We start from the raw sequence: 22246 nt of genomic DNA, 5'->3' as shown, positions 1-22246 counted from the left end.
GGGTTCTCGGGGTGTTTTACGGGTCCTTAACAACCGCGACATCGGTCCGAACGCTTGACGACGGGACCATGGCGGCAGTTTGGTATACCAAACGGCTGCCGTCCTCCGTCCCCTCGCCCATGGAGGCCCCGTGTCCCTCGCCGACCGTGCCGAAGCCACCGGCGCCCCAGCGTTCGTCCCCGACCCCCGGCTCACCAACGAAGACCTCGCGCCCGCCGGCCGGCGGAACTGGAAGGTCTTCGACCTCTTCGCCCTGTGGATGTCCGACGTCCACAACCTCGGCAACTACACCTTCGCCGCCGGCCTGCTGGTCCTCGGCATGAACGTGTGGCAGGTCTTCACCTCCCTCCTCGCCGGCTTCGTGCTCATCTACATCGGCATGAACTGGATGGGCCGGATCGGCCAGCGCCACGGCGTGCCCTTCCCGGTGGTCAGCCGCATCAGCTTCGGCGTCTGGGGCGCCAACATCCCGGCCCTGATCCGGGCCGTGATCGCCATCATGTGGTACGGCATCCAGACCTACCTGGCCTCCGTCGCCGTCAACGTCATGCTGCTGGCGGCCTGGCCGGGCCTGGAGTCCTGGACGCACCACTCCTTCCTCGGGCTTGACGCGCTCGGCTGGTGCTCCTTCGTCTCCCTGTGGCTGATCCAGGCCCTGATCATCAGTCAGGGCATGGAATCCGTACGGAAGTTCCAGGACTTCTGCGGTCCGGCGATCTGGCTGGTGATGATCGCGCTCGCGGTGTGGGTCCTGGCCAGGGCCGACTGGAGCATCTCGCTCACCTCCACCCCGCACCCGGTACCGGTGGGCGAGCAGTGGCGGCAGTGGTTCGGCGCGATCGGCCTGATCCTGGCCACCTACGGCACCCTGATGCTCAACTTCTGCGACTTCTCCCGCTTCGCGCCGGACTACAAGACCGTCCGCCGCGGCAACTTCTGGGGCCTGCCCGTCAACTCGACGGCCTTCGTGGTCGTTTCGGTGATCGTCACGGCCGGCTCACTGGAGGTGTTCGGCACGGCCATCACCGACCCGGCGGAACTCGTCGCCAAGATCGGCAACACCTGGGTGCTCGTCGTCGCGGCCTTCACCTTCGCCGTGGCCACCATGGGCGTCAACATCGTCGCCAACTTCGTCTCACCGGCGTACGACCTGGCCAACGTCTGGCCGCAGAAGATCACCTTCAAGGTCGGCGGCATGATCAGCACGGTCGCCGCGCTGGTCGTGACCCCCTGGAACCTCTTCTCCAACCCGACCGTCGTCAACTACTTCCTCGGCGGCCTCGGTGCCTTCCTGGGCCCGCTGTTCGGCGTGATCATGGTCGACTACCACTGGGTCAAGCGCGGCCGCGTGAACGTGGACGAGCTCTTCGACGCCCGCCCCGGCTCGCGCTACCACTACCGCAGGGGCGTCAACCCCAAGGCGCTGTGGGCGTTCCTGCCCTCCGCCGGGGCCGCCGCGGTGCTCGCGCTGGTGAAGACCTTCAGCGACGTGGCCCCGTACTCCTGGTTCATCGGCACGGCGCTGGCGGCCGGGCTCTACCTGCTGATCTGCCGGTCCGAGCGCACCGCTGCTCCCGAGCCCTCGGAGGTCTGACGGACGTGCGGATCGTCGTCACCAACTGCAACACCACGCAGGAGATGACCGAGGAGATCGTACGAGGTGCCCGGGCCGCGGCCGGCCCGGGCACCACCGTGACCGGACTGACCCCCGCGTGGGGACCCCAGTCCGTGGAGGGCTGGCTCGACAGCCACCTCTCGGCCGCGGCGGTCATCGACCTGCTGCGCACCTACGACGGTCCCGCCTACGACGCCGTCGTGATGGCCGGCTTCGGCGAGCACGGGCGGGAAGGCGCACGGGAGTTGGTGGACGTGCCGGTCGTCGACATCACCGAGGCCGCGGCGCACCTGGCCTGCCTGCTGGGACGGCGGTACGGCGTCGTCACCACCCTCGAACGCTCCTGCGGGCAGATCGAGGACAGCCTGGAGCTCGCGGGAGTGGGCCGCAACTGCGCGGCGGTCGTCGGCACCGGCCTGGGCGTCCTCGACCTCGGCGACACCGACCGCACGGAGGCGGCCTTCCTGACCGCCGCGGAACGGGCCCGCCAGGCCGGCGCCGAGGTCCTGGTGCTCGGCTGCGCCGGGATGACGGGGTTGCAGCGGGTGGTGGGGGAGAAGCTGGGGCTGCCGGTCGTCGACGGGGTCGGGGCGGCGGTGAGGCTCGCGGAGTCGCTGGTCGCGCTGGGGCTGACGACCAGCAGGGCGGGCAGTTACGCGAAGCCGGTGCCCAAGGGCCGTTTGTGGGGCCGGTGTCCGGAGGGTGGTGGGGCTTCGTGAGTGCGTGGGGGGTGATGGGGCTTCGTGAGTGCGCGGAAGGTGGCGAGGCTGTGAGCGCGCCGAGGGTGGTGGGGCTTGGTGAGTGTGCGGAGGGTGGTGGGGCTTGGTGAGTGTGCGGAGGGTGGCGGGGCTTGGTGAGTACGCGGAGGGCGGCGGGCTTCGTGAGAATGAGCCGCATGAACCTTCCTGACAAGCTCGTCCTGCTGGCCGACGGACTGCATCTGTGGGCCCCGCCCCACACCGGCACCTGGGGCTTCGCCAACTGCCTGCTCCTCACCTCCGGCGATCAGGCGGCCCTGATCGACACGCCCTACGACCGGCCGATGACCGAGGCCCTGATCGCCGCCGCCCGCCCGGTCCTGCCGGCCGGCGCCGCCGCCGTGGGGACGATCGTCAACACGCACGCCAACGGCGACCACACCTTCGGCAACGCCTGCTTCCCGGGTGCCGAGATCATCGCCACCAAGGCGAGCGCGGAGCACCTGTGCCGCGAACCCTCGCCGCAGCAGATGCACTTCCTCACCCATGGCACGCCGGCCGACCAGCCGCTCGGCTGGTACGCACGGGAGCACTTCGGCCGCTACCGGTACGACGACCTGGAGGTGGTGGCGCCCACGGTGACCTTCAGCGGCCGGCACGCACTGCGGGTCGGCACCATCGAGGCGGAACTGATCGAGGTGGGGCCGGCGCACTCGGCGGGCGACCTGATCGTGCATCTGCCCGCGCAGCGGGTGGTGTGCGCCGGGGACGTGCTGTTCAACGGCGACCATCCCGTGCACTGGAACGGCCCGCTGGCGCGGATCGCGGACGCGTGCGAGACGATCCTCGGACTGGATCCCGAGGTGGTCGTCCCCGGCCACGGCCCGCTGATGAGTCCCCAGGACGTGCGGGGTTACGTCACCTATCTCCGGGAGCTCGAAGCCCTGGTCCACGCCCGCCACGCGGCGGGGATGCCTGCCGGTGAGGCGGCGGAGGAGATCCTGGCGGGCGGGTCGCCCGGGTTCCACGAGGGGGACCTGGGGCTGCCGGAACGGATCGTGATCCTCACGGCGGTCGAGTACCGGCACCTTGACGGGGTCGCCGGGGACCCGGACCTGGTGCAGCTGGCGGCGCAGGCGGCCGAGTGGGCGTATCGGCGTCGGTGAGGGCCGTGGACCTCAGGGCTGCCAGACGTACCGCACGTCCGGCTCGTGCTCTTCGTTCCCGCTGCCGTCCGTGTACTCGACGGGGACGAAGCCGTGGCGTTCGTAGAAGCGATGCGCGGGCTGGTTGACCTGGAAGGTCCACAGGCTGAGGCCGCCCGGATTCCGCTCCTTGGCCAGCGTGACGAACCGGTCGCCGATGCCACGTCCACGCCAGTGGGGGGAGAGGTAGAGCTGTGACAGCTCGCCGTCGTGCAGCACCATGACCCCGACGACGTCACCCTCCGCCTCCGCCACCCACGTCTCCCGGTACGGCACCACCACGTCCCGGAAGTAATGGCGCACCTCCTCGGCGGACCTGGGGCTGACGACCGTCGGCAGCGCGGCGGCGAAGGACCGCAGCCAGACGTCGGCGGCGGGGCGGGCGTCCGGGGCGGTGGCTCGGCGGAGGGTCACGGGGGCGACCGGTTCGGTGGGCAAGGGCGGATCCTGTCAGTCGTCGAGGGGGTGGTCTTCGAGGTGGGCGCCGTAGAAGTCGGCCTGGCGCGCCATGATGTCCCGCATGGAGGTGCCGCGCGGCACGCCGTACACCGTGCCGGGGAAGTCCAACTCCCGCTGCACCTCCCAGAGCTGGTCGTGCTGCTCCGGTGCGAATAGCGAGGCCGCCGGTCTGCCGACCGCGATCCACCCGATGGGCACGACGGTGCCGGGTGGCAGCACGGAGTTGACCTGGAGCACGCTGTTGATCCGCAACTCTGATCCGGCGCCGACGACGGCCCCCGGGAACACGGAGGCCCCCGTCGCGACGAAGACCTCGTCCTCGATGGTGGCCCCGTTGATGTGGGCGTGCGGTCCGACGAGCACGGCGTCCCCGATCACCGCGGGGTGCGCGGCCCGTCCCCGCACCAGGGCGTTCTCCATGACGACCACGTCCGAGCCGACGCGCACCTCCCCGTCCTCGGCGCTGAGCACGGCACCGTGCAGCACCCGGGTGCGCTCGCCGAGGGTGACGGCGCCGCACAGCACGGCGGTCGGGGCGACGTAGGCGGACTCGGGGACGACGGGCCGTCGGCCTCGGTGCTCGATCAACATACGGCGGCTCTCCTGTTCTTACGGCTTCTTACGGCACGGCTTCTTACGGCACGTCGGGTACGACAGCGGTAGCCGTAATCTCCACCAACTGCCCGGCGTACCCGAGACACGCCACACCGAGGAGCGTCGAGGAATGCGGGCCGGCGCTGAGCCCGGAGGCCTCGACGACCTCCCAAACGGCGGAGAGCGTCGCAGTTTCCGTGCTCACGACGTACACGTCGGTCGCCACGACGTGCGCCAAGTCGCTGCCGACGGCGCGCAGTTGCTCGACGAGGTTCGCGATGACCTGCTCGGCCTGCCGCACGGCATCCCCGTCCCCGACCAATTTCCCGTCGGCGTCCAAGGGCACGGCCCCGGCGAGAAAGGCCAGCCGGGTACCGGCCTCGACGACGGAGGCGTGGGAGTACGTGGGCGGCGGGAAGAGAGCGGGGACGGTGACACGACGCATCATGACGGCGGCTCCTAGGATGGCTGACTCCCAGATCCTCCGGTCACGCGGGCGGGACCGCACCCGAATTTCCACCGGGATGCCACTGGGCCTACGGCACCCACGGGAGTCACGGCAGCCCGAGCCGCCGCTCGCACTCCCGCCCGAGCTCCGGGTAGACTTCGGCGATGGCCCCGTAAACGCGCCGCAGCAACAGCCCCTCGGCGACACCCAGCCCCGAGGCCCCGGACAGCACGTCCATCAACTCGTCGCAAGAAACGACCTGCTGCACCAGATAGTCGACCTTCCAACGATCGAGCACACGCCGCTCCACACTCTCCGCGAACGCGAACGCGAACGCGAACGCGGACGCGGACGCGGACGCGGACGCGGACTCGAACGCGGACTCGGCCCCAGACCCAGACTCGGCCCCAGACCCAGACTCGGCCCCAGACCCAGACTCGGACCGGGACCCAGATGTGGACTGGGACGCGGATTCGGAACCGGACCCGGACTTCGAGCCGGCCCCAGCCCTGCACCCGGGTTCAGCCCTGCACCCGGGCTCAGCTCTGCACCCGGGTTCAGCCCTGCACCCGGGCTCAGCCCTGCACCCAGCCCCATCCCCAGCCCTGCACCCATCCCCAGCCCCAAGGGCCCACCCCTCGCCCGCCCGCTCCTCCTCTTCCTCCGCTCTCACCGCCCTCCTGTAGTGATGCTCGACGGCGAGGGCCGTCAGCCTGCGCGCCTCCAGCTTCGGCACCTCGACCGGCCCCGCCGCGATGCGCGCCAGCACCTCCCGCCGACGGCGCCGCGCAGCCGCCCGCGCCGCCTCCGACCGCCGGGCCGCGGTCGCCGTCATCGCCCGGAACTCCGCACTGCGCTCGGCGCCCTCGACCCGTTCCACGCGATACAGCCCAGGCGGCGGCCCGTCGGCGCCGAAGCGCGGATCCGCCCACCGCAGATCGGGCTCCCCGAGCAACCGCCGCACCATGCCCCGGGTCCACCCCCGCGCCCGTAGCCCGGCGGCGGACACATACCGACGCCGCTCCGACCCCACCCCACCACAGGACGTCACAGCAACCTCCCCCGCGATAACACTGAGTGACGACTCCATTGATAACGCCTGGCACTGACAACGGCCTCCGAGGCAGCCTGAGACCCATGCGAGCGACACCCACCCTGGACGACGAGACGTTCCTCTCCACCACCACCGACCGCCTCGCCACCCTCCCCACGGTCCAGGCCGTCGCCCTCGGCGGCTCCCGCGCCCAGGGCACCCACCGCCCCGACAGCGACTGGGACCTGGCCCTCTACTACCGCGGCCCCTTCGCCCCCGCCGACCTCCGCGCCCTGGGCTGGGAGGGCGAGGTCTCGGAGATCGGTGGCTGGGGCGGCGGCGTCTTCAACGGCGGCGCCTGGCTGACCGTCGACGGACGCCGAGTCGACGTCCACTACCGCGACCTGGACGTGGTGGAAAGGGAACTGGCGGAGGCGGAGGCAGGACGCTTCCGGGTGGAACCCCTGCTCTTCCACCTCGCCGGAATCCCCACCTACCTGCTCGTCGCGGAACTGGCGATCAACAAACCCCTGACGGGTGACCTCCCCCGCCCTGCCCACTACCCACCCGCACTGCGCGCGACCGCCTCCGAACGCTGGCACAACACAGCCCGCGCCACCCTCGCCTACGCCAGGACGGGCCACGCCCCCAGGGGCTCAGTCACCCAGGTCGCCGGCGCCGTCGCCCTCGCCACAACCCAGACCGCCCACGCGGTCCTCGCCGCACGCGGAGAATGGGTCACCAACGAAAAGGGCCTCGTCCACCGAGCGGGCCTGACCAAGGCCGACACCCTGCTCGAACACCTGCCGGCAACCCCCGACGCCCTCACCCGCGCCCTCACCGAAGCCGAAGAACTCCTCGACCGCGCGGTGCAGTTGTCTCGATCGAGTCAGTGAGCGACCGGAACGACGGACGACGTCGAGGGGATCACGAGTTCGCGCAACTTGGCCCGGGTTTCCGCGTCGGTCGAGTAGATCACCGTCCCGATCATCCCGCGGGTCAACAGCACCTTGTACGTGTTGCGGATCAGCCGGTCCACGTCGGCGTCCGGCGTGGACCTCTTGAAGACCGGATCCTTGGAGGCCGTGCGGTCGACGATCCATCGGTCGCCGCGCCACACCAGATCGGGGCCGATGATGACGCCGTTCCAGTCGTACTCGAAACCCTGCGCGGTGTAGACGCAGCCGACCTGGCCGAACCCGGCGGGATCCGTGGCCCACAGAGCGGCCGGGGGAGCGCCGTTCACGGCACGCTCGCCGAACACGTTCCAGGGACGAGCCCAGTCGCCGATCACGACGTCCGCAGGCAGGGACTGACCGGGTGGGACCTTCTTGGTCCAGGGCCAGCAGTATCCGGCGGTCATGCGGGCGCCGTATCCCTGAGCCCGCCTGGCGGCGAGGAGCTCCTCCAACTCCTGCGGGCTGTCGACCACTTCGAGAACGACTTTGCCGTCGTCCTCCCACGGGACCGGGCCGCCGCCCTCCAGACCGAGCAGGCGTACGACCCACCGCAGATACGCGTCGCTGCCGCCGCACCGGAACTGACTGTCCAACTCCACGACCCGGCACCGCAGTCCGCGCGCCGCCGCGGACGACCTGATCTCCTCCACGGTGCCCATTTCTCCCGGCCGTACCACCTGGTGCTGGTCCAGGAGGAAGACGGGTACCCGCGCCACGTCGATGAGCTCGTCGATCTGCCGTTTGCCGGTGCGGTGCGTGGCGGGGGTGTAGCGGTTGGCCGAAGTCTCCCGGATGCGGTGGGCCTCGTCGCAGATCAGCACCGTGAGGCTGTTCTTCGGCGCCGTCACGAAGCTGTTGAAGTACTTGAAGAGATCCTGGACCTCGCGCTTCCGGGCGCCCGCGACCTTGCGCATCGTCTTGGTGAACGACTGCGAGCCGGTCGCGTGCAGGGCGGGCACACCCCGCCGGTACAGCTCTCCGAGCAGCGACAGGGCGATCACGCTCTTGCCGGTACCGGGTCCGCCCGTCACCACGACGACTTCCTTGTGGTCCGACTCCTCGGCCCTGCGGATCGCCGCGAGCACCAGCTCGTAGGCCACCTTCTGCTCGTCCAGCAGCACGAACTGCTCCCGCTCACGCACTTCCTGAGCCGCCACCGTCATCAGCTGACGCGACGGCCCGGGCTTGCCGGCCAGCAGGGCGTCCGCCTCGGCGGCGCCCGGCCGCGGTGCGAGTCTCGACCGCAGGTAGTCGAGGAACTCACCGCGCCGCTCGGCGGTGAACATCCGTCCGTACTCGCTCTGCCGCACTTCGTACAGCCCGCCCACACCGAACTCCGTGGCGTTGTGAAGATAGGCCACACCGGCGATCCGCTCCGGATGACCGGCCAACGCCCCGTTGAAGCCGACCAGGTAGTCGCAGTAGCCGCGCACCTGCTCGACGGGGTTGAGGACGGGCTGGGCGTACGAGTCGACACGGCACAGGAGGGGATCGCCCTCGTCCGGATACGCCTGGCTCCACTGCTTCAGTTCGACCACCACGTACGACGGCTCACCGGTCCTCGGATGGACGCCGGCGAGCACCGCGTCCGCCCGCTTGCTGGTGAGGGGGAGGGCGTATTCGAGCAGCATCTCCACCTGCCCCAGCCCGGCGTCGACCAGGGCACGGCTGAGCGCGGGCAGCGAACGCTCCCAGGAGCGGGCTTCCGACGGCCCGGGCCGGTAACCGTGGTGGTGCACGAACTGCTCGGCGAGGTGCAGGAACAGCGAACCGTCAAGGGCCCGCGCGGTGATCGCTTCTGCGGACTCGCGGAACAGCAAGGAACGCCCCCAGGCAGCACGAAATGACTCGTGCGGGTGGGGGCATGTCCTTCAGGACCCCGCGGGAGCGGAGCGGAAGCCCGGCGGGCCGCAATGACGACTAGTCGAACTCTATCGCGAGCCGCTGTGCGACGATGTGCTCGGCCTTGCTGACCTGCGGCGGAAGCTTCTTCTTCGGAGGTCTGGCCAGGGGGGAGTCGGCGACCGTGCCGCAGATCAGCCTGCGCAGGGCGTGGCGCGTGTCCGTGTCCTCGGCATAGATGACGACGCCGTTGCGGGCGCGGGTGAGCAGTACGTGGTAGGCGTGTCTCACGAGGCGGTCCACCTGCGCGTCGCTCACCTTGGCGGATCTGAGTTTGCTGTCATGGGTCTTCGTACGGTCGACGGTGAGGCGGCCTTCTCGCCACACCAGGTCCCGGCCGATGATGACACCACTCCAGTCGAACTCGAAGTTCTGCGCTGTGAAGATGCACCCGATCTGCCCGAAGCCGCGGGGATCGGTGGCCCACTGGCTCGTCTCGGGTACGTCGTCGAGCGACACGCCGTCCTTCGCGTTCCAGGGACGATGCCAGTCCCCGATGCGCACTTCGAGAAGCAGTTCGCCGTCTTCGGGGGTCTTCCACTCCCAGCAGAAACCGGCGGTCATGCGAGCCTGCGCGTTGTCCTTGCGGATACGTTCCTCGAGGAACGTCTCCATCTCCTCAGGGCTCTCCGCCAGGCGCACGTCGATGCGGCCGTCGGGCACCCAGGCGGGCGCGGTCGTCGGCTTGAGACTCAGCAGCTTCGTCACCCAGTCACGGAACGCGGCGCTTCCCTCGGCGCGGAACATGCCGGGCAACTCGATGACCTCGTGGTCGCAACCGAGGGCCTCGGCCCGTTCGACGAGATAGGCGACCGAGCCGACCTCGTCGGGGCGCAGCGACTGCCAGTCGTCGAGGAGGAAGACCGGTACCTCGGCAGCGAGGATGAGCTCGTCCGCCTGCGGAAGACCGCGCTCCTTGACCCACCTCCTCACATCACGACCGCTGGACCTGATCCGAATACGGTGGGCTTCGTCGGCGATGAGGACGTCGAGGGAGTTCTCGGGCAGGTGACCGAACTGCTGGAAGTACCGGTAGTCCTCGAGCGCCTGCTTCTTCGCGGCGCCCTTCTTGCCGCGCGGTGCGGCGTCCACGGCGGCCTGACGCAGGTTCTTGGTGAACGATCGGGAACCGCTCGCGTGCACGACCTGGTGTCCCTCCTGCCGAAGGGTGCGCAACAACTCCACGGCGACTGCCGTCTTACCGCTGCCGGGACCGCCCTGGATGATGACGACCTTCTTGCGGCCCCCCTTCGCTCCGCCGGCGCGCACCTTCTCGTACACCTCCTGGAAGGCGATCTCCTGTTCCTTCTGGAGAGCGAAGACCGGGTGCGGGCTGCCGACCCTGCTGAAGGCCTCGCTGGACGACGGCGCCTCGTACTGCGCCGCCTGACACAGGACGTCCGCGGCTCGGGCGCCGGAGACTCCTGCCTCCAGACGTGAGGCGAGAAACGCCTCGAACGCGCCGAGTTGATCCCTCGTGTACAGCCGCCCGTGATCGTTGGTCGGCAGGTCGAAGAGGGCGGCCACCTCATGCCTGGCGTTGTGCAGCAACGCGACTCCGGCGACACGTCCGGGATGGCCGTGCAACGGCACCAGGTGCTGGACGAGGTACTCGCAGTAGCGCTGCACCTGGCGCACCGGGTGGAGCTTGGGCTTGTCGTAGCCGGCGTCCACGGCGATCGGATTGGTGGGGGACACCAGCGCCTTGCGCCACTGCTTGAGTTCCACCACCACGTACGAGAGGTCTTTGGTCGTCGGATTGCGCCCCGCGAGGATCACGTCGGCTTCGCCCGCCATGCCGGGGGTCGCGTACTCGATGAGTACCTCGACCTCGTCGAGCCCGCGGGCGAGGAGTGCCTCGATGACGTCGGGGAGACTGTGGTCCCAGGAGGCCACGAGCCCGTTGCCCGGTTGCTTCTTGTTGGGGTGCGACTGGACGTACTCGTTGATCAGCCGCTGCGTCAGCGGCAGATACTTCCCGCCGACGGGAACGATGAGCGGACGCAGATCGGCGACCGACTTCCGGAGCAGCACAGGTACTTCCCCCGCAGGCACGACAGAACTCGTGCGGGTGGGGGCGTGTCCTGGAGAGGAAGCCCGTCGGGCCGCGATGACAGCTTTCGAAGGGGCGGACCCGGAGGCCCGCCCCGCTCCCCGGTCAACCGAGGAGGTGCGCCGCAGCCTGGACGAGGATCCGAACCAGGTCCGAGCCGAGGCTCGCGGCGACACCGACGAGGATGTCGCGGATCCAGGTACGGGGGCGTTCAGGCTTGTACTCGACGGGGCTCATCCGAGAGCGTCTCCTTGCGTCGGTCGGATGGCGGGGAGGGCTCCCAGCCGGGAGCGTCCTGAAATCCGTCCGACCTCGGCGAGGGACACGCACTCGCGGGCTCACGTCGGTACGCCCTCCGCGGAGGGCTGTGGCGCGAGTCAACGCTATCCCACTGCCGAGGTCGGTGAGCAGGGATTTCGGTAGTGCGCGGGGTGGTGGGGCGGCGGGAATCGGCCACTTGAAAGGGTGCCGGGTCCTGGTGTGCTGTCAGCTCGATGCGAGTGGTGGTGGGCTCGGTTCCTGCCACTTGTGGAGGGTGCGTGGGTGGGAGGGAGTTGTCTCGCCGAGGCGTTCGCACAGGTGGTGGTGGCGTTCGATCGCGTCGGCGACCATCTGGCGCCACCACATCAGGCGCTCCCAGCCCGCATGAGTCGACGTCAGTTCGGCGTGCAGGGCGAAGAGTTCGCAGAGCGTGTGGCGTCGCGTTTCCGGTACGGCGGCGGGGCTGTTGTCGAAGCGGTCCAGGGAACGGCCCTCGCAGACACGGCAGTCGCACGGCCAAGGGCCGATCACCGCCGTCCAGTCGCGGAGTTTCGCCACGCGTCTGTACTCCAGGAGCTCCCGCACGAGGACCACCGGATGAGGTGAGCCCGGTGGACCCCCGCTCCTGACGCGCGGGACGAGGCCGTGCCGCAGGGCGGCCGTCATGCCGACCGCGCCGCCGATCGCCCCGTGGGCCAGCGCGTCGAACACGGCCAGGTCGGTGCGCCACAGCAGGAGCCCCGGGCAGGACCGGCACAGTAGCCGCAGTCCTTCGATCACGCCCCTCGCCCGCAGGGGATCGTCCGAGTGCTGCATGATCAGCGCCACGGGGTGGCGGCTCGCCCGGACCTGTTCGACCAGGTGGCTGAGGGAGCCGTCTCGCAGCCAGCGCCAACTGCACGGCAGCAGCACCACGGTGTCCGTCCGCCTCAACCGGTTCGCTTGTCCGATCACCGCCTTCAGGACGCGTGCGTCTCCGGCCTCGTCCTCCCGTATGAAGGCTGTCGGCGTCACCGCGAACGCGGCCTTGTTGGCCAGTTGGCCGTTGAGGATCTCCTCCACGCCCGCGAGGCCGAGGGCGTGCCAGCCCCCGTCTTTCGACCGGTAACCGAAAGGGTGCGTCGGCGTGGCCACCGAGTGTTCGTGTCCGGCGAGGTCGACGGCCACCACGACGTCCGGGAACCTGTTGCGCAGATGCCGGCACCGGCTCGGCGCGTCGGCGCCCGTGAGGACCAGGCCTCCGGTGCGTACGTCCACGTACGGCAGCAGGTCGATCGCCGACCTGTCGTTCGTCATGATCAGCAATCGATCGTTCAGCAGGCGCAGTAAGTCGGCGTTGTCGTCGTTGCCGTCGTTGCTCTCTGCCATGCGGCCCCCTCACGGTTCCCTGCGCAGCCCCGCTGTCATAAGTGTCGGTTCTGATCGAAAGCGAGCGCAAGATGGTCGTAATCGGGCATCTTCGTGAGGGGTCGTCGCGCCTGAGAGTGAAACCGCGCGGCCGTGGGTGGCTGGAAGACGGCTCTCCTGGGTCTGCCGGTGCGTGCTCGCGGGAATGCGGGGCGGGGCGTGAAGGGGCCGGGCGGCTGAGGACGAGCGGGTGCCGGGGATGCGGGAGGGTGGGCGGTCGGCATCGCTTTTCGGTCGATCTTGGACGGTCGTCCCGTAGGTACAGTCCGGCATCCGCTTGTGCGGGGGCGGAGGCGGTTGTCCTGCTCCGCTTACCCCGCGCCCAGGACCACGAAGGGCATGCCGTCACCATGGACACCTGTATCCCGCTCAAACCCCGGACGTGGAACGGGCGTTCCCTGTGGCGGGGCTTGCCTGCCCTGTGCGCTCTCGCCGCGCTGCTCACCACCTCCGCCGGCGTGGCGGGCGGGGCCGCCGGGGCTGTTGCGCGGGACGTTCGGGCGTCGGGTGGGCTGACCCGGATCGAGTTGGCCTCTTTCGAAGGGGACGCGTCGGTCCGGCCGCTCACCGCATCCGCGCTGGAGGACGCCGGGAAGGTGGACGGCGTGCGTCGAGTCGTCGCCGACTACCCCTCCGTCCTCTACGCCGAGGACGACGGCACGTACGACCTGACCAGTCACACCCTCACCCCGGGCGACGACCTGCCCGTCACCCGGGGTGAGGTCCCCGCGCGCGGGCTCGGCCCCCGCGACATCGTCCTGCCCGCCACCGCGCAGGGCACCGACTTCGTCCCGCTCCTCGGTCGTACCGTCGCCTTCGGATACACCAAGGCGACCGGGGCCGCTTCCGGTACGACCGAGGTGGTGCGGCTGAGGGTCGCCGCCCTGTACGACCCGAGGTGGCAGGCCGACGGACCCGGTGTCGCCTACCTCGCCGAGGACACCGCCGCGATGCTGGCCGCGGCCCGTGTCGGGCAGGACGGGGAGGCCTTCCGGCGGAAGGAAGGCGCGCAGTCCGCCGTCGTCGTGGTGGGGCGGCAGAAGCAGGTGGCCGGCGTGACCCGGGCGCTGCAGGAGGGCGGGTTCTCGGCGTCCCCTGTTTCCGACCGCGTCCGTGATCTTCCCGGTCTGTTCGGTGTCGCCGATCTCGCCATGCGGGTCGGGGTGCTGGTGCTGGCGGTCGGCGCCGTCGCGCTGGGGGCGGTCCGGGCCGCGGACAGTGCGCGGGCCCGGCTCGGGCAGTTCGCCGTGTTGCGGATCCTCGGGTCGGGGCGGGGTGAGCTGCGGCGGATTCTGATCGGGGAGGCCGTGCTGTCGGGAGCCGTCGCCGGTGTGGTTGGGGTGGTCGTCGGCACCGGGATCTCCGTGCTGCTGGCCCGTCCTCTCAGCGGCACGCTCGGACTGCCCATCACCGTCGCCGACGCCCTGCCCGGGCCGTTGTGGGCCGCCGCGGCACTGACGCTGCCCGCCATCGGCCTGACCGCCGGCACCCTCCTGGGCAGCCGCGAGGCCCTCCGCCGCGACCCCTACCTCACGGCGCGGGCACACGCGTGAGGGCACCCTCCTCGGCAGTCGCGAGCTCCTCCCCGTGACCCCCGTCTCACGGCGCAGGCGCGCGTGGGCCGATTGCGTTCATAAAGAACGTGTCGTTTCCATGCATCGTCACACCGCGGTAATACGAGCGTTCCACGCCCTCCAAGCCCACCGTCTAACCTGGAGATCACAGCCTCCCCGCCCGGCCACCGTCGTCCGAAGGCACCCGCACCACCCGCCGCCCTCGCCGACAGGAGCCCCGTGACCCCCGCCGTTCCGCCCTGGCTCGCCCACGCCCTCCGTGCTCAGCGTGGCCCGGTTCCCTGGAGCGCGGTCACCCGGGGCGCGCTGGCCGCCGGGCCCCTCCTCCTGCTCGCCGTCCTCCTCGACCGCACCTCGCTCGGTGTCGTCGCCGCCATCGCCGCCATGCTCGCCGGCATCAACGACCGCCCCGGCAGCCGCCGCGCGTCGGTCCGGCGGCTCGGCGCGCCGGCCCTCGCGGGAGGTGCCGGCCTGCTCGTCGGAACGTACGCGGGCGCACATCTCGGAGCCGTCACCCTCACCCTCGTCCTCACCGGACTCGGACTCCTGGCCGGCGCCGTGAGCGCCGTCGGACCGACGGCGTCCGCCGCCGGCACGCAACTGCTCGTCGCGTCCGCCATCGGCGCCGGCATGCCCGCACCGGAGAGCGGTCCGCAGCGCGCCCTCGCCTTCCTCGCCGGCGCCGGCTGGCTCATCGCCCTGCGCCTCGCGCTGCCCACCCCCGGCGCCACCGCCGGCGACTTCCGGTTCGACGGCGAACGCGCCGCCGTGGCCGCCGTCTACGACGCGATCGCCGACCTCCTCGACGCCGCGGGAACACGGCACGCCACCGCGCGGCGCGTCGCGCTCACCGCCGCCCTCGACCACGCGCAGGACGCGCTCGCCGGGCCCCGCCTGCGCCGGTACGCCTCCTCGGCCGCCGAGCGGCGGCTGCACGCGCAGTACGCCGCCGCCCTCCCGCTGGCCGAGGCGGCGACCGCGCTCGCCTGGGCCGGGGAGGCCGTCGCCGGGCGAGCCTCCGAGGGACCGCGGCGGCTCGCGGCGGCCGTACGCGGGAACACGCACACCGGTCCGCTGCCCGCGCCCCACCGTTCCGCCCCCGCCCTGCGCGCCCTCGACGACGCCCTCCTGCACGCCGCCGAGGCCTTCGACCGGGGCCGGCCGACCGACCTGCACACCCGGCGCCGTACGGCCCGGACACTGCTGCGGGTCGTCTTCGGAGCCGGCGGGCGGGAGTACGGGCTTCGGGTCGCCCTGTGCTTCGGAGCCGGCGCCGCCGTCGCGCAGGCGCTGCACCACGCCCGCTGGTACGGGCAGCACCAGCACTGGTATTGGCTGCCCGCCACCGCCGTCTTCCTCGTCAAGCCCGATCTCGGGCCGCTCGTCTCCCGGGTGCTGTGCCGGGCGGCCGGGACCGTGCTCGGTGCGCTCGTCTTCGCCGGATTCGCGGCCGTGCTGCCCCGGCCGGAAGGGCTCGTCGTGCTCGTCGCCGTCTGCGGGGCCCTGGTGCCCGTCGCCACACGGCACTTCGCCGCCCAGACCGCCGTCGTGACCGTGCTCGTGCTCAGCCTCGTGATGGTCGGCGGCGAGCCGCAGGCCTCCGTCAGCCGGATCGGGGAGACGCTGCTGGCCTGCGCGATCGTCCTCGTCGTCGGGCATCTGCCGATGCCGGGGCAGCACGGCGGCACGGTACGGGCCCGGCTCACGGCGGCGGGCGGCGCGGCGCACGCGTACCTCGCGCACGTGCTCGGCCAGTCGCCCGACCGCGCCACCCGCTGGACCCTGCGCCGCGAGGCCTACCGCACCCTCGCCGAGGCTCGCACCGCCATCGCCCTCGCCGCGGCCGAACTGCCCGCGCTGGCCCGGCACTCGGCGGGCGCGGACGAGGTCGTCGCCACCCTCGAACGGCTCGTCGACACCACCACCGCCTGCGCCGTCCAACTCGACGACTCAGGACGCCTGTCGCCCCGCCAGGTCGACCAACTCACCCAGCTGCTGGCGGAGTTCGAGGAGGGGAAGGAGCGGACGGGGATACGGCTGCCCGACCTGCCCCTCGCGGTATAGGGGCCACCACCAGGCGCCCCCCACCGCGTCCAGACGCCCCCCAGCGCCCTTCCGCAACCAGGTGCCCCAGACCGAGCGCCACCTCGCGACCAGATGCCACCACCAAGCGCCCCCTGCCGGCAGATGTCACCGAGCGCCCCCCGCCACCAGATCGATGCCACCACCGACTGCCACCTCGCCCCCCGCCACCAGGCGCCCCCCGCCAACGGACGCCACCGAAGCGCCACCAGCACGCACCCCAGCCCACCCGCCGCCCCAAGACCGCTCAGCGCAGCAACCTCCGCTCCTTCGCCACCGCCACCGCCCCCGCCCGCGTGTCCACCCCCAACTTGCCGTAGATCCGCCCGAGATGCGTCTTCACCGTCGCCTCGCTGATGAACAGCGCCCGGGCGATCTCCCGGTTGCCGAGGCCGCGGGCGAGCTGGCCGAGGATCTCGTGCTCGCGCTCCGAGAGGGCGGGACGCGGGTTGCGCAACTGGGCGAGGAGACGGTCGGCGACCGGGGGCGAGAGCGCCGTACGGCCGGACGCGGCGCTGTGGATCGCGGCGAACAGTTCCTCCGGGCGCTCCGCCTTCAGGAGGTAGCCCGTCGCGCCCGCCTCGATCGCCCGCGTGATGTCCGCGTCCGTGTCGAACATGGTCAACACCAGCACGCGGACGGGGTGTTCGGCGGTCGTGAGGTGTCGCGTCGTCGTCACTCCGTCCATGCCGGTGCCTAGTTGGAGGTCCATCAGGACGACGTCGGGGCGCAGTCGGGCGGCCAGCGCGAGGGCCTCCTCGCCGCCGCCGGCCTCGCCGGCCACCTCGATGCCGTCGGCGCTGGACAGCAGGGCGCGCAGGCCGGCCCGGACGACGGCGTGATCGTCGCAGAGGAGGACGCGGACGCTCACGGGACCAACTCCCCGACGGGACGCGCCAAGGGAACGGCGACCGACACGACCGTGCCCTCGCCCGGCACCGACTCCACGCTCAGCGTGCCGCCCGACTGCCGGGCCCGGATCCGCATCGCCGGCAGCCCGTGCCCGCGCCCGGGGCCCGCCGCCACCCCACGTCGGCTCCCGGCGTCCGCCTCCGTCCGCAGGCCCAGGCCCTCGCCACGCCCTCCGCCCGATCGCGCACCCACCTCGAACCCCCGCCCGTTGTCGGCCACATCCAGCGACACCTGATCCTCCAGGCACGTCAGCGTCACCGCCGCTCGCGTGGCCGCCGCGTGTTCCCGTACGTTCGCCAACGCCCCCTGGGCGATGCGCAGAAGAGCCGCCTCGACCCGTTCCGGCAGCGGGACGGGGTCGCCGTCTAGGTGGAAGCCGACCGTGAGCCCGGGGCCGCTCTCCCGTTCGGCGAGCGCGGCCAGCGCGGCGGGCAGGGAGTGTCCGGCCAGGTCGGCCGGGCCCAGGTCGTGGACGAAACGGCGGGCCTCGGCCAGGCCGCGGGAGGTGATCGCGGCCGCCTCGCGGACGTGCGCGCGGGCCGCGTCGGGGTCCGTCTCCCACACCCGCTCGGCGGCCTGGAGCAGCATCCGCTGGCTGGACAGGCTCTGCGCGAGGGTGTCGTGGATCTCCGTGGACAGCCGCTGCCGTTCGGCGAGGACGCCCGCCCGCCGCTCCGTCGCCGCGAGGTCGCGGCGGGTGCGGACCAGGTCGTCGATCAGCTCCCGCTGGCGGGCCGACTGCCGCCGCAGCCGCACCAGTACGGCGGTGGCGACGGCGGCGAGCGCCGGCGGGGCGACGACCATGTTCGGGTTGAGGGCGCCGTCGGCGACCCGGATCTCGGAGACGACGACCAGCGCGGTCAGTACGGCGGCCAGCGGCACCGCCCACCGCGGGGGCAGGGCGTACAGGCCGGCGAACAGCAGCGGCATCGCGCACCAGGTGGCGCTCGGCGCGAGGGCGAGCAGGACGGTCCAGGTGGCGGACACCGAGGCCAGCCAGACGAGATGGCGTGCGGTGGGCCGGGAGCCGGGGCGCGGGGCGGGCGCCAGGAAGTGGCCGAGGACGTAGAGGAGCGAGAAGAGGACGTACAGCGCCGTCACCCAGGCCGTACGCGCCGTGCCGTCGGCGTGGTCGCGGGTCAGGTAGCGCACCGACGACGAGCACAGCAGCAGGAAGAACGCGGTGTGCACGACCGCGGCCAGCGCGCGGTCGTCCGGGTCGGTGGTCATCTGCTCGGGGCTCATCCTCCGTGTCTAACGGCATCCACAACGCGGCGCATCAGCCGATCGGTTGACATGCGCCTCGGCCGGACCGCCCCGGCACCGGCGCCTGTTGCCCGACCGAAGGGCCGTTCCGGCGCACCGAGGCTGGGAGGTGCCGCCCCTCCCGTCCCGGAAAGGCACCGGACCATGCCCGCCAGAAACCTCACCGCCAACCGCTCCACCCTCGGCCACCGCCTCACGTACGCCCTCCGCCACCCCGACCGGGTCCCGCGGCACCTGGCCCGCGCCGCCCGCGACCTGTGGCTGAGCCGGCGCCACCCCGACCACGTCTCCTACTACCGCGCCGTGATGCGCTCCGACACCCGTGCCGACCCCGACGCGGCGGTCGGCAGCCGCAGCCGCGAACGGTGGTTGGCGCTGGGCGCGTTGCAGTTCGACTACCTCGTCGGCCACGGCCTGCGCCCCGAGCACCGCATGCTGGAGATCGGCTGCGGAAACCTGCGCGGCGGCTGGCGGTTCATCCGCCATCTGCAGCCCGGGCACTACTACGGCGTCGACATCTCCCCGGACATCCTCCTCGCCGCCCAGGACACGATCGTGGAGATGGGCCTGCAGAAGCGGCTGCCGACGCTCACCCCCGTCCGCGACCTCACCCTGGCCTTCCTGCCCGAGGCGCACTTCGACGTCGTCCACGCCCACAGCGTCTTCTCGCACTCTCCGCTGCCCGTCATCGACGAGTGCCTGGCCCATGTGGGGCGGGTGCTCGCGCCGGGCGGCTGGTTCGACTTCACCTTCGACCGCACGGAGGGCGAGGAACACCACGTGCTGCGGGAGGACTTCTACTACCGCACCGAGACGCTCCTCGAACTGGCCCGACGGCACGGACTGCGCGGCGAGTTCATGGACGACTGGGAGCGGCTGCCGCACGGCCAGTCGAAGATCCGGGTCCGGCGGGCCGACGCCTGACGGTCGCACGGGCGGCGCCGGCATCGTACGTTGGCGCCATGACCGAGACCCCCGCCGATCTCATCATCACCGGGTGCACCGTCCTCGTCCACGACGACCAGGAGCGGGTCGGGTTCGAGCAGGACGCGGCCCTCGTCGTCCGGGACGGAGCCGTCGAGACGGTGACGACGGCCGCCGCGGTCGAGGGGACGGCCGCCGTCGAGCGCGTCGACGCCCGCGGCCAGGTCGCCCTGCCCGGGCTCGTCAACTGCCATACGCACGCGCCGATGGTGGCGCTGCGCGGGGTCGCCGAGGACCTGCCGACCGACGCGTGGTTCAACGACGTCGTCTGGCCGATCGAGTCCAACCTGACCGAGAGGGACGTGGAGTTGGGGGCGCGGCTCGCCTGCGCCGAGATGATCCGGGGCGGGGTCACGTGCTTCGCGGACCACTACTTCGCCATGGACGCGGTGGCCCGGGTGGTGGCGGAGTGCGGGATGCGGGCCCATCTGGGCGAGGCGTTCTTCTCCTCCCAGGGGGCCGAAGGGCGGGAGCGGTCACTGGAGTTCGCGCTACGGCACCGGGGCGGCGCCGACGGCCGCATCACCACCGCCCTCGCGCCGCACGCGCCGTACACGGTCGACGACGCCGACCTCGCGGCCACGGCCGACCTCGCCCGCGCACACGGGCTGCCCGTGCACCTCCACGCCGCCGAGAACCTCGACCAGACCGAGGCGAGCCTCGCGCGCCACGGAGTGACGCCGATCGAGGTGCTGGAACGAACCGGAATCCTCGACACCGACGTCCTCATCGCCCACGGCACCGGCATCCTCGACCGCGACCTGCCCGTGCTGCGGCGGGCGGGCGGTCGTACGTCCGTCGCCACGGCACCCCGCACCTACCTCAGGTTCGGCTGGCCCACGACCACACCGATCCGGTCCCTGTACGACATCGGCGTGCCCGTCGGACTCGCCACGGACGGGGCGGCGTCCAACAACTCCCTCGACGTGTGGGAGTCGATGGCACTGACGGCCCTCATCCAGAAGTCCACCACGGGTGATCCGCGCTGGCTGACGTCCCGTCAGGCCCTGCACCACGCGACGCTGCAGAGCGCCCGCGCGGTGGGCCTGGGCGACAGTCTCGGCACCCTCGCCCCGGGCCGCCGCGCCGACATCATCCTCGTCGACCTCACCGCCCCCCACACCCAGCCCGTCCACGACCCGGCCGCCACCCTCGTGCACAGCGTCCGCGCCTCCGACGTCCGCACCACGATCGTCGACGGCCGCGTCCTGATGCGCGACCGCGAGCTCCTCACCCTTGACGTGCCGTCGGTGACAAGGGAGTTGGCCGAGCGTCTGCCCGCTCTCCTCGACCGCGGCCACGGCAGGCGGATCCAGGACTACAAGACCTGAGATCCGGTCAGGGAGGGGCAATATGCCGCCAACCGCCCGTGACCGGGCGTCGCGCCGGGTGGTTTCACGCTACACAGAAGACGGAGTCCACGCGTCGACGGGGAGGGCCGGTCTCGTGGAGCTGACGATCGACGTCACGGTGCTGCTCGCTGTCATCATCTTCGTGCGCATCCGGCGCAAGGTTCAGGCCCGCAGCCGTTCCGACCAGTGGCTGACCGTCTTCCTCGCCCTGGCCTTCGGCGTGCTGATCGCGCCCACCGCCTTCGGCCACGGCGTCGCCGACGTCGTCGGCCAACTCGCCCAGGGCGTCACCCGGTCGGCCAACCCCTGAGCCCTCCGGCCCGCCGGAAAAAAGTTCCGCGGCGGCGATGAGTTCCGCCCGCGCCCCCGGTCACCACTGTGACGGACCAGTGCACAGGAGGGGCCATGTCGCTTCCGGAGATCGTGACGCGTGAGGTGTGGCAGGCGGCGCGGGCCGAGTTGCTCGTGAAGGAGAAGGCGCTCACGCGGGCGCGGGACGCGGTGAACGCCGAGCGGCGCGGGCTGCCCATGGTGGAGGTGGAGGAGGAGTACCTCTTCGAGGGCGGCGACGGCAAGGCCACGCTCCTCGACCTGTTCGAGGGACGGCACCAGCTCGTCGTCTACCACTTCATGTTCGCCCCGGAGTGGGACGCCGGCTGCCGCAGCTGCTCGGCGTTCCTGGACCAGATCGGACATCTCGCCCATCTCCATGCGCGCGGCACGTCCTTCGCGGCCGTCTCCCGGGCGCCGTACACGAAGATCCTGCCGTTCAAGGCGCGGATGGGCTGGACCCTGCCCTGGTACTCCTCCCACGGCGGCGACTTCAACCGCGACTTCGAGGTGACGCTGGAGCACGAGGGCGAGCTCGTCGAGCGGCCCGGGGTCAGCTGCTTCCTGCGGGACGGCGAACGGGTCTTCCACACGTACTCGACGTACGAGCGCGGGCTGGACGGTCTGGGGTCGACCACCAGCTTCCTGGACCTGACCGCACTGGGCCGCCAGGAGGAATGGGAGGAACCCAAGGGGCGCGCGTCGGCTCTTGGGGCGCCGGCAGGCAGCTCCCGTATCCGCTATCACGATGAGTACGAGGACTGACACATTCCGTGCGGATGATGTTCGGAAGGTGACGGAATCCTCACGCTCCGCAGTGAACGAGTGTCAACTATGTCTCAGTACCGCAACCGAGCGAGGCTTTCGGGCACCGGAAGGCGTTAACTCCTACAAGCACGACGCTTTCTGGAGGTGCGAGATGGTGAACGGGCGAACAGTGCTCGAACGCTTTCCCGCGGGTGGGCCGCGGGGTTCGTGGCCGGCCGAGGAGTTCGCGCACGCGCGACGCCTGGAGGGACTGGCCGCCGAGGTCGTCATGGACCTCGCGACGGACACCTTCCTGGTGATCGTCCGCAGTGGTGAGGCAGCCGACGCGGCAGCCTGAGGATGGC

21 protein-coding genes are annotated in these 22246 nt (G+C 71.3%); 11 read left to right on the top strand and 10 right to left on the bottom strand.

Translation table 11 applies throughout. From position 1 onward, the window contains the following. Window positions 1-130: 130 nt before the first annotated feature. The 3 genes from ACYF6T_RS08025 (at window position 131) to ACYF6T_RS08015 (ending at window position 3479) form a co-directional block, all read left to right on the top strand. Window positions 131-1594 (top strand): NCS1 family nucleobase:cation symporter-1, encoded by a 1464-nt coding sequence (locus ACYF6T_RS08025; RefSeq protein ID WP_461694659.1) that lies wholly within the window; start codon window positions 131-133, stop codon window positions 1592-1594. 5 nt (window positions 1595-1599) lie between these two features. Then, window positions 1600-2334, top strand: a complete 735-nt coding sequence (locus ACYF6T_RS08020) for an aspartate/glutamate racemase family protein (protein ID WP_461694657.1) — start codon at window positions 1600-1602, stop codon at window positions 2332-2334. A gap of 176 nt (window positions 2335-2510) precedes the next feature. Continuing rightward, window positions 2511-3479 (top strand): MBL fold metallo-hydrolase, encoded by a 969-nt coding sequence (locus ACYF6T_RS08015; protein WP_461694656.1) that lies wholly within the window; start codon window positions 2511-2513, stop codon window positions 3477-3479. 12 nt (window positions 3480-3491) lie between these two features. Here the strand turns inward: ACYF6T_RS08015 and ACYF6T_RS08010 are convergent, their stop codons facing one another. The 4 genes from ACYF6T_RS08010 to ACYF6T_RS07995 all read right to left on the bottom strand — a co-directional run bounded on the left by ACYF6T_RS08010 (window position 3492) and on the right by ACYF6T_RS07995 (window position 5317). Then, complete coding sequence (locus ACYF6T_RS08010) at window positions 3492-3956, bottom strand: GNAT family N-acetyltransferase (RefSeq protein WP_461694654.1); 465 nt, start codon at window positions 3954-3956, stop codon at window positions 3492-3494. 12 nt (window positions 3957-3968) lie between these two features. Next, complete coding sequence (locus ACYF6T_RS08005) at window positions 3969-4568, bottom strand: gamma carbonic anhydrase family protein (protein ID WP_461694653.1); 600 nt, start codon at window positions 4566-4568, stop codon at window positions 3969-3971. Window positions 4569-4611: 43 nt separating this feature from the next. Then, window positions 4612-5019, bottom strand: a complete 408-nt coding sequence (locus ACYF6T_RS08000; protein WP_461694651.1) for a RidA family protein — start codon at window positions 5017-5019, stop codon at window positions 4612-4614. A 106-nt stretch (window positions 5020-5125) separates the two neighbouring features. Next, the gene (locus tag ACYF6T_RS07995) at window positions 5126-5317 is read right to left on the bottom strand and encodes a hypothetical protein (protein ID WP_461694649.1); all 192 of its coding nucleotides are present in this window, start codon (window positions 5315-5317) and stop codon (window positions 5126-5128) included. Window positions 5318-6156: 839 nt separating this feature from the next. Between ACYF6T_RS07995 and ACYF6T_RS07990 the strand changes: the two genes are divergently transcribed. Continuing rightward, entirely contained in the window at window positions 6157-6948 is a 792-nt protein-coding gene (locus ACYF6T_RS07990) for a nucleotidyltransferase domain-containing protein (RefSeq protein WP_461694648.1), read from the top strand. On the opposite strand, the gene ACYF6T_RS07985 is transcribed toward ACYF6T_RS07990, so the two are convergent. The 4 genes from ACYF6T_RS07985 to ACYF6T_RS07970 form a co-directional block, all read right to left on the bottom strand. Further along, the gene (locus tag ACYF6T_RS07985; RefSeq protein WP_461694647.1) at window positions 6942-8831 is read right to left on the bottom strand and encodes a DNA/RNA helicase domain-containing protein; all 1890 of its coding nucleotides are present in this window, start codon (window positions 8829-8831) and stop codon (window positions 6942-6944) included. The genes ACYF6T_RS07990 and ACYF6T_RS07985 overlap by 7 nt on opposite strands. Window positions 8832-8931: 100 nt before the next feature. Beyond that, the gene (locus ACYF6T_RS07980; RefSeq protein ID WP_461694646.1) at window positions 8932-10947 is read right to left on the bottom strand and encodes a DNA/RNA helicase domain-containing protein; all 2016 of its coding nucleotides are present in this window, start codon (window positions 10945-10947) and stop codon (window positions 8932-8934) included. 124 nt (window positions 10948-11071) lie between these two features. Then, window positions 11072-11203, bottom strand: coding sequence for a DUF6408 family protein (locus ACYF6T_RS07975; protein ID WP_461694644.1), 132 nt, complete (start codon window positions 11201-11203; stop codon window positions 11072-11074). Between the two features lie 249 nt (window positions 11204-11452). Continuing rightward, the gene (locus tag ACYF6T_RS07970; protein WP_461694643.1) at window positions 11453-12595 is read right to left on the bottom strand and encodes a hypothetical protein; all 1143 of its coding nucleotides are present in this window, start codon (window positions 12593-12595) and stop codon (window positions 11453-11455) included. A 389-nt stretch (window positions 12596-12984) separates the two neighbouring features. Between ACYF6T_RS07970 and ACYF6T_RS07965 the strand changes: the two genes are divergently transcribed. Together ACYF6T_RS07965 and ACYF6T_RS07960 are read left to right on the top strand one after the other, a co-directional pair. Next, window positions 12985-14187 (top strand): FtsX-like permease family protein, encoded by a 1203-nt coding sequence (locus ACYF6T_RS07965; protein ID WP_461694641.1) that lies wholly within the window; start codon window positions 12985-12987, stop codon window positions 14185-14187. A gap of 240 nt (window positions 14188-14427) precedes the next feature. Then, complete coding sequence (locus ACYF6T_RS07960) at window positions 14428-16272, top strand: FUSC family protein (protein ID WP_461694640.1); 1845 nt, start codon at window positions 14428-14430, stop codon at window positions 16270-16272. 265 nt (window positions 16273-16537) lie between these two features. Here the strand turns inward: ACYF6T_RS07960 and ACYF6T_RS07955 are convergent, their stop codons facing one another. Together ACYF6T_RS07955 and ACYF6T_RS07950 are read right to left on the bottom strand one after the other, a co-directional pair. Continuing rightward, window positions 16538-17161, bottom strand: coding sequence for a response regulator (locus ACYF6T_RS07955; protein ID WP_461694638.1), 624 nt, complete (start codon window positions 17159-17161; stop codon window positions 16538-16540). Continuing rightward, window positions 17158-18447, bottom strand: coding sequence for a sensor histidine kinase (locus tag ACYF6T_RS07950; protein ID WP_461694636.1), 1290 nt, complete (start codon window positions 18445-18447; stop codon window positions 17158-17160). The genes ACYF6T_RS07955 and ACYF6T_RS07950 overlap by 4 nt, the downstream gene beginning before the upstream one ends. Before the next feature lie 165 nt (window positions 18448-18612). Here ACYF6T_RS07950 and ACYF6T_RS07945 point away from each other — a divergent pair, with 165 nt between their 5' ends. From ACYF6T_RS07945 to ACYF6T_RS07925, 5 genes are all read left to right on the top strand, one after another. After that, window positions 18613-19392, top strand: coding sequence for a class I SAM-dependent methyltransferase (locus ACYF6T_RS07945; protein ID WP_461694634.1), 780 nt, complete (start codon window positions 18613-18615; stop codon window positions 19390-19392). 38 nt (window positions 19393-19430) lie between these two features. Continuing rightward, window positions 19431-20783: an amidohydrolase gene (locus tag ACYF6T_RS07940; protein ID WP_461694633.1), complete on the top strand. Its 1353-nt coding sequence runs from the start codon at window positions 19431-19433 to the stop codon at window positions 20781-20783. 115 nt (window positions 20784-20898) lie between these two features. After that, entirely contained in the window at window positions 20899-21114 is a 216-nt protein-coding gene (locus ACYF6T_RS07935) for a hypothetical protein (protein ID WP_461694631.1), read from the top strand. Window positions 21115-21209: 95 nt separating this feature from the next. After that, window positions 21210-21899: a DUF899 domain-containing protein gene (locus ACYF6T_RS07930; RefSeq protein WP_461694630.1), complete on the top strand. Its 690-nt coding sequence runs from the start codon at window positions 21210-21212 to the stop codon at window positions 21897-21899. A 154-nt stretch (window positions 21900-22053) separates the two neighbouring features. After that, window positions 22054-22239, top strand: coding sequence for a hypothetical protein (locus tag ACYF6T_RS07925; RefSeq protein WP_461694629.1), 186 nt, complete (start codon window positions 22054-22056; stop codon window positions 22237-22239). Window positions 22240-22246 lie beyond the last annotated feature (7 nt).

It is taken from the genome of Streptomyces sp. 7R007 (assembly GCF_054850255.1).
Note: the sequence above shows the minus strand (reverse complement) of the source record. Positions and strands in the feature narration are given on the sequence as shown.